Origin of the sequence: Mycobacterium sp., from assembly GCF_049281135.1 — a bacterium.
Taxonomy (GTDB): domain Bacteria; phylum Actinomycetota; class Actinomycetes; order Mycobacteriales; family Mycobacteriaceae; genus Mycobacterium.
Genome location: NZ_JBAPRN010000339.1, coordinates 1 through 5452, shown reverse-complemented (window position 1 = coordinate 5452; position 5452 = coordinate 1). Strand labels below are relative to the sequence as shown.

General features: G+C 66.7%; 8 protein-coding genes and 1 pseudogene. 1 reads left to right on the top strand and 8 read right to left on the bottom strand.

Annotated features, from left to right (window positions below; all coding sequences use genetic code 11):
• The 8 genes and pseudogenes from WAN02_RS13760 to WAN02_RS13725 all read right to left on the bottom strand — a co-directional run.
• Positions 1-302 (bottom strand): AMP-binding protein (locus tag WAN02_RS13760; protein WP_422264750.1); only part of this gene is annotated, 302 nt, incomplete at its 3' end.
• A 71-nt stretch (positions 303-373) separates the two neighbouring features.
• Positions 374-679 carry a DUF3349 domain-containing protein gene (locus WAN02_RS13755; RefSeq protein WP_422264749.1) on the bottom strand — a complete coding sequence of 102 codons (306 nt, stop codon included), beginning with the start codon at positions 677-679 and terminating at the stop codon, positions 374-376.
• Positions 680-739: 60 nt separating this feature from the next.
• Positions 740-1033, bottom strand: a complete 294-nt coding sequence (locus WAN02_RS13750; RefSeq protein WP_422264747.1) for a hypothetical protein — start codon at positions 1031-1033, stop codon at positions 740-742.
• 13 nt (positions 1034-1046) lie between these two features.
• Positions 1047-2265: pseudogene (locus tag WAN02_RS13745) on the bottom strand (inorganic phosphate transporter); the annotation flags it as partial.
• 117 nt (positions 2266-2382) lie between these two features.
• The gene (locus WAN02_RS13740) at positions 2383-2769 is read right to left on the bottom strand and encodes a VOC family protein (protein ID WP_422264746.1); all 387 of its coding nucleotides are present in this window, start codon (positions 2767-2769) and stop codon (positions 2383-2385) included.
• A 13-nt stretch (positions 2770-2782) separates the two neighbouring features.
• On the bottom strand, positions 2783-3670 hold the full coding sequence (locus WAN02_RS13735; protein ID WP_422264745.1) for an SDR family oxidoreductase: 888 nt from the start codon (positions 3668-3670) through the stop codon (positions 2783-2785).
• Between the two features lie 100 nt (positions 3671-3770).
• A complete protein-coding gene (locus WAN02_RS13730) occupies positions 3771-4673 on the bottom strand; it encodes a 1,4-dihydroxy-2-naphthoyl-CoA synthase (protein ID WP_422264744.1) in 903 nt (300 codons plus the stop codon).
• A 2-nt stretch (positions 4674-4675) separates the two neighbouring features.
• Positions 4676-5134: a nitroreductase family deazaflavin-dependent oxidoreductase gene (locus tag WAN02_RS13725; protein WP_422264743.1), complete on the bottom strand. Its 459-nt coding sequence runs from the start codon at positions 5132-5134 to the stop codon at positions 4676-4678.
• 39 nt (positions 5135-5173) lie between these two features.
• Here WAN02_RS13725 and WAN02_RS13720 point away from each other — a divergent pair.
• Positions 5174-5452: VIT1/CCC1 transporter family protein (locus WAN02_RS13720; RefSeq protein WP_422264742.1), on the top strand; the 279-nt coding region annotated here is incomplete at its 3' end.

The following is a 5452-nucleotide window of genomic DNA, read 5'->3' as shown; positions in this document are numbered from 1 at the left end:
ACGTCCAGCTCGACCGGGACGGTGCCGGCCAGCAGGCTGCGCACCAGCACCTGGATGCCGGCGATGTGATGCGGCGGCAACGCCAGCAGCCACCGGCCCGGGCCGCCCAGCCGGTCATGCGTGGCGTCGGCGCTCACGGTCAGCGCGGTGGCGGTCAGCAGCGCGCCTTTCGGGGTGCCCGTGGTGCCCGACGTTGTCACCACCAGCGCGATGTCGTCGTCGATCTCCTCGCCCACCCGCAGCGCCGCCAATGCGGAGTCGTCGGCACCGACCGGCACCACCGCGGATGCTCGGCCGTTCAGGACGTCGTCGAGCTCGGCCAGCAATGGGCTCGCCGAGGAGCCCTGCGCCACGGCGAACGCACGCAGGACGGCTATCCGGCCGTCTCCTCGTCGTCGCGGGCGTCGTCCAACGGCCAGCCCTTGGCGACCAGCCGTTCCCGCACCCGCTCGACGTCCTTTGGAGAGGGCAGCTCGTCGGTGAGTTGAGTGATCAGCACGCCGATGTCGACGTGGTCGAAGTCGTCTCGCTGCATGAGTTCGCGGGCCACCAACTTGACCTCGTCGTTGCTCAGCCGGCGGGACAGCAGCGCGAGCACGGGGACGTAATCGGTCGGCGGAATGCCTTCTGGGTAGCCCGCACGAAGCCACGCGACCACTGAAGTCAGGAATCGGTTCACAATGAGTCCACTTCCCCCGTCGGACGGTCGGTAAGCCTCAAAACTGAATAAATTCCGACTTTACGCGGGCTTCGCCCCAAGAAGGTAAACGCCGGTCCACGCCCCAAGGGCGTCACGTGCGACGTAGAGCACGCCGATCGCGACCGCGACCAGCGCCAATGCGTAAATCGCGTAGCTGATAGCGGTGAGCGCCGGGTTCTTGTGCGCGACGGCCGCGCCGTCGGAGCCCTGGATGCCGGCGCCCACCGCACCCACCTTCACGGCGAGCGCGAACAGCGCGGGCAGTCCACTGCCGAGGATCAGGCCGAAGAGCAGGATCTTCAGTGAGGCTTCGTAGTTGAACCAGTGGCTCATAGCGTGCCTGCTTTCTTGCTCTCGGTGGATGCAGCGGCACCGGCAGCCTCGCTGTTTGTGTAGGGGGCGCCGGCGAGGCCTGGGCGGCCATCCTCGTCGAGACCGGCGGTCAGGTCGCCCTTCCACTCGGCGTTGACATTGGTGTGATCGACCTTGCTCTTGCGCGACCGCAGGTAGATCGCCGTGGCCGTGGCCACCAGCAGCAGGAAGCCGAGGATCGCGCCAGGGTAGCCGCCTACACCGTGCACGATGTAGTAGGTGACGGCACCGACCAGGCCGGCGGACGGCAAGGTGATCAGCCACGCGGCGGCCATCCGGCCCGCCACGCTCCAGCGCACCTCGGCGCCCGGCTTGCCCACCCCGCTGCCGAGCACCGAGCCGGTCACCACCTGAGTGGTGGACAGCGCGTAGCCGAAATGAGCCGACAGCAAAATGATGACCGCCGAGGACGATTCGGCGGCCATGCCCTGCGGCGACTTGATTTCGACGATGCCCTTGCCCATGGTGCGGATGATCCGCCAGCCGCCGGTGTAGGTGCCCAGCGCCATCGCGCAGGCACAGGCCAGGATCACCCAGAACGGGGGCGTGTGGGACGCCCGGCTGACTGCGCCGTAGGACATCAGCGCCAGGAAGATCACACCCATCGTCTTCTGCGCGTCGTTGGTGCCGTGGGCCAGCGAGACCAGGGAGGCCGAGAAGATCTGGCCGCGGCGGAAGGCATTTTCGCTGCGCTCTTCGGGCACGCCGCGGTCGAGTCGGTAGACCAGCCAGGTGCCAACCGCGCCGACGACCCCCGCCAGTATGACCGAGACCAGGGCCGGGATCAGCACCAGCGAGACCACGCCGGTCCAGATCACGCCATGCCCGCCGACCGCGGCGATCATGGCGCCGATGATGCCGCCGACCAGGGCGTGCGACGAGCTCGACGGGATACCCAGCAGCCAAGTCAGCAGGTTCCAGACGATCCCGCCAACCAGCCCGGCGAAGATCAAATCGGGTTTGACCAGGTGACCGTCGATCAGATTCTTCGCGATGGTTCCGGCGACCGCGGTCGACAGGAACGCTCCCAGCAGGTTCAGCACAGCCGAGAGCGTTACCGCGGCCTTCGGCTTGAGTGCTCCACTCGCGATGGAGGTGGCCATGGCGTTGGCGGTGTCGTGGAAGCCGTTCGTGAAATCGAAAGCGAGGGCAGTGATCACGACGATGATCAGAAGGAACAACTGAAGGTTCACGGGCCTAATTCTGGGGGTAGTTGGGTGCAGTTGTCGAAAGAACGGTGAGGGTAATCCAAGGTATATCGCTGGTCGTTGTCAGATGTTCGTCTGGGGTTAACTTCGGAGCTCATCACGTTAACCGCGGGTGTCGCGGCGGAGTGGGTGTTCCGGTGGAATCTGGACGAAGATCAGCAGAACGCCGTCGGGATCGACCACATGCATTTCGTGCAGACCCCATGGTTCCTGACGGGCCTCGCGCGCGATCGTGACGCCTCTACTTTCCAATTCGTTCTGCGTCGCCACCACGTCGCGCACCTGAAGCCACAGCGCGCCGGGGAAAGGTCCGGCCGAGTCTTCCGGTGCGCCATGGTCGGCCAACTCGATCAGCGACTGGCCGGCGTAGAACACCGTCCCCGCGCCGTAGTCGCGGAAGATCGCCAAACCGATCTGATCGCGGTAGAAGCCCAGCGACCGCTGGTAATCCACCGGCCGAAACAGCACCCGGCTGGCGAGAATCTCCATGTTGTCGTGTCTATCACGCCGGGTTGTTCGGTTGGAGCCGCTGCCGCCTGATCATCGTGGTCGCCAGCCCCGGAACGACGGTGTCTATCGCCTGCGCGGCCAGCGCCATGCGCGGCGCGATCCGGACCGGGCGGGTGCGCGCCGCGGTGATCATCCAGCCCGCGGCCTCCTCGGAGGTCAGCGCCGGCAAACCCTGGTATTCCTTGGTCGGCGCGATCATCGGGGTGGCCACCAGCGGGTAATACAGCGTGGTCGAGTGCACACCCCTTGTCGCCCATTCGGTTTCGATCACCCGGCTGACCGCCGACAGCGCTGCCTTCGATGCGTTGTAGACGGCGAACAACGGTGACGGCTCGCTGAACACGCCCCACGTCGCGACGTTGATGATGTGCCCGTCGCCGCGCTGGAGCATCCCGGGCGCGATGCCGCGGATCAGCCGCAGCGGGGAGTAGTAGTTGAGCACCATGGTCCGGTCGACGTCGTGCCAGCGCTCCAGCGACTCGGCCAGCGGCCGTCGGATGGACCGCCCGGCATTGTTGATCAAGATGTCCACCCCGCCGAGACGCTGCTCGACATCGGCGACCAGTGCGTCGACGGCGTCCAGATCGGACAGGTCGCAGGAGATCGCCGTCGCATTGCCGCCGCTCTCGGTGATGCGGCCGGCCAGCTCGTCGAGCAGATCCTGACGGCGCGCCACCGCGACCACGGTGGCGCCGTGGCGGGCGAATTGTTCGGCGGCGCATTCGCCGATGCCGGACGAGGCGCCGGTGATCATGACGCGCTTGCCGGCGAGATCGACCTTGGCGGCGCCCGACCCAGGCAGCAGACGCGGGGTCAGCGGCGGGCGCATGCTGGCCAGCGTGATCTGCTCGGCCAATCGGCGCAGTGGATTCTTACTCACAGGTCAGGAGTCTAGGTGGCGGCGACCGGCGCCCAGATCGACGTGAGCGTGACGGGCTCTCGCACTTCTTCGCGCTGGCGTCGATATCGACGACGTCTCGTCAGAAGTAGCGCGGGAACGCGCTCCAATCCGGCGGCCGCTTCTCCAGGAACGCGTCGCGGCCCTCCACGGCCTCGTCGGTCATGTATGCCAGCCGGGTGGCTTCACCGGCAAACAGCTGTTGGCCCACCAGCCCGTCGTCGAGCAGGTTGAACGCATACTTCAGCATCCGTTGCGCCTGAGGTGATTTCGCGTTGATCTCGGCCGCCCACTGAATGGCTTCCGACTCCAGCTCGGCGTGGTCGACGACGGCGTTGACCGCGCCCATGTGGTGCATCTGCTCGGCGGTGTAGGGCCGGCCGAGGAAGAAGATCTCGCGGGCGAACTTCTGGCCGACCTGTCGAGCCAGGTACGCGCTGCCGTAGCCACCGTCGAAGCTGCCGACGTCGGCGTCGGTCTGCTTGAACCGGGCGTGCTCGCGGCTGGCCAGGGTCAGGTCGCACACCACGTGCAGGCTGTGCCCACCGCCCGCGGCCCAGCCGTTGACCACGCAGATCACCACCTTGGGCATGAAGCGGATCAGCCGCTGCACCTCGAGGATGTGCAGCCTTCCAGCCCTTGCGGCGTCAATAGTGTCGCCAGTGTCTCCGCTTGCGTACTGGTAGCCGCTGCGGCCGCGGATGCGCTGATCGCCCCCGGAGCAGAACGCCCAGCCGCCGTCTTTCGGTGACGGCCCATTTCCGGTCAGCAGCACCACCCCGACGCCGGGCGACATCCGGGCGTGGTCGAGCACGCGGTAGAGCTCGTCGACGGTGTGCGGGCGAAACGCGTTGCGCACCTCGGGCCGGTTGAACGCCACCCGCACGGTCGCGTCAGCGACGTGCCGGTGATAGGTGATATCGGTCAGGTCGCCGAATCCATCGACCGGCTTCCATTCATCAGCGTGAAAGGGATTGTCGCTCAAGATTATTGAATTCCGTCCAGTCGAAAGACCGCACAGCGGCCGGCCAATGCTTCGAATTCGTCCGGTCGGCCTTCGGTCACCAGGCCGGCGCGCTTCATGAAACCAACTCCGGTGGGCACCTCTTCGGGGAACACCCGCAGCAACGGGCGGGCATCGTCAGCGGACAGTTCGACCATTCTGACCCGTCGGACACTTCGGCCGCGGGCGACGGTTGCTTCGCCGGCGGCCCGGACATTGGCCACCCAGTCGGCACCGGGGAATCCCGCGACGACGTACTCGCGGCCGCCGACAGCCATCGGTGTGACCGGAGTCGAGCGGTCACGTCCCGATATGCGCCCGGCCACCGTCAACACGACCGGGCTCTCGCCGCCGAAACTCAGGCCCAACCGCGACATTCGGATGACTAGCTTGTTGGCCGGTTTGAGCCACCACGGCGGCCGGACCGATTCGCTGGTGCCCATACGGCGACGGTACTCGGTGACGTTGTCTAATCTTGCCCCGTGTCCCATCCGCATGAGCCTCATCGGGGTTCGGTCTCGGCACGCCTGAATTGGCTTCGCGCGGGGGTTCTGGGCGCCAACGATGGGATTGTCTCGACGGCGGGCATCGTCGTCGGAGTCGCCGCCGCGACGGTGGCGCGCGGCCCGATCATGACCGCCGGAATCGCCGGGTTGGCCGCCGGCGCGGTCTCAATGGCACTCGGTGAATATGTCTCGGTCAGCGCGCAGCGCGACACCGAACAGGCTCTGCTGCAGCAGGAATGGCGCGAGCTCCGGGCC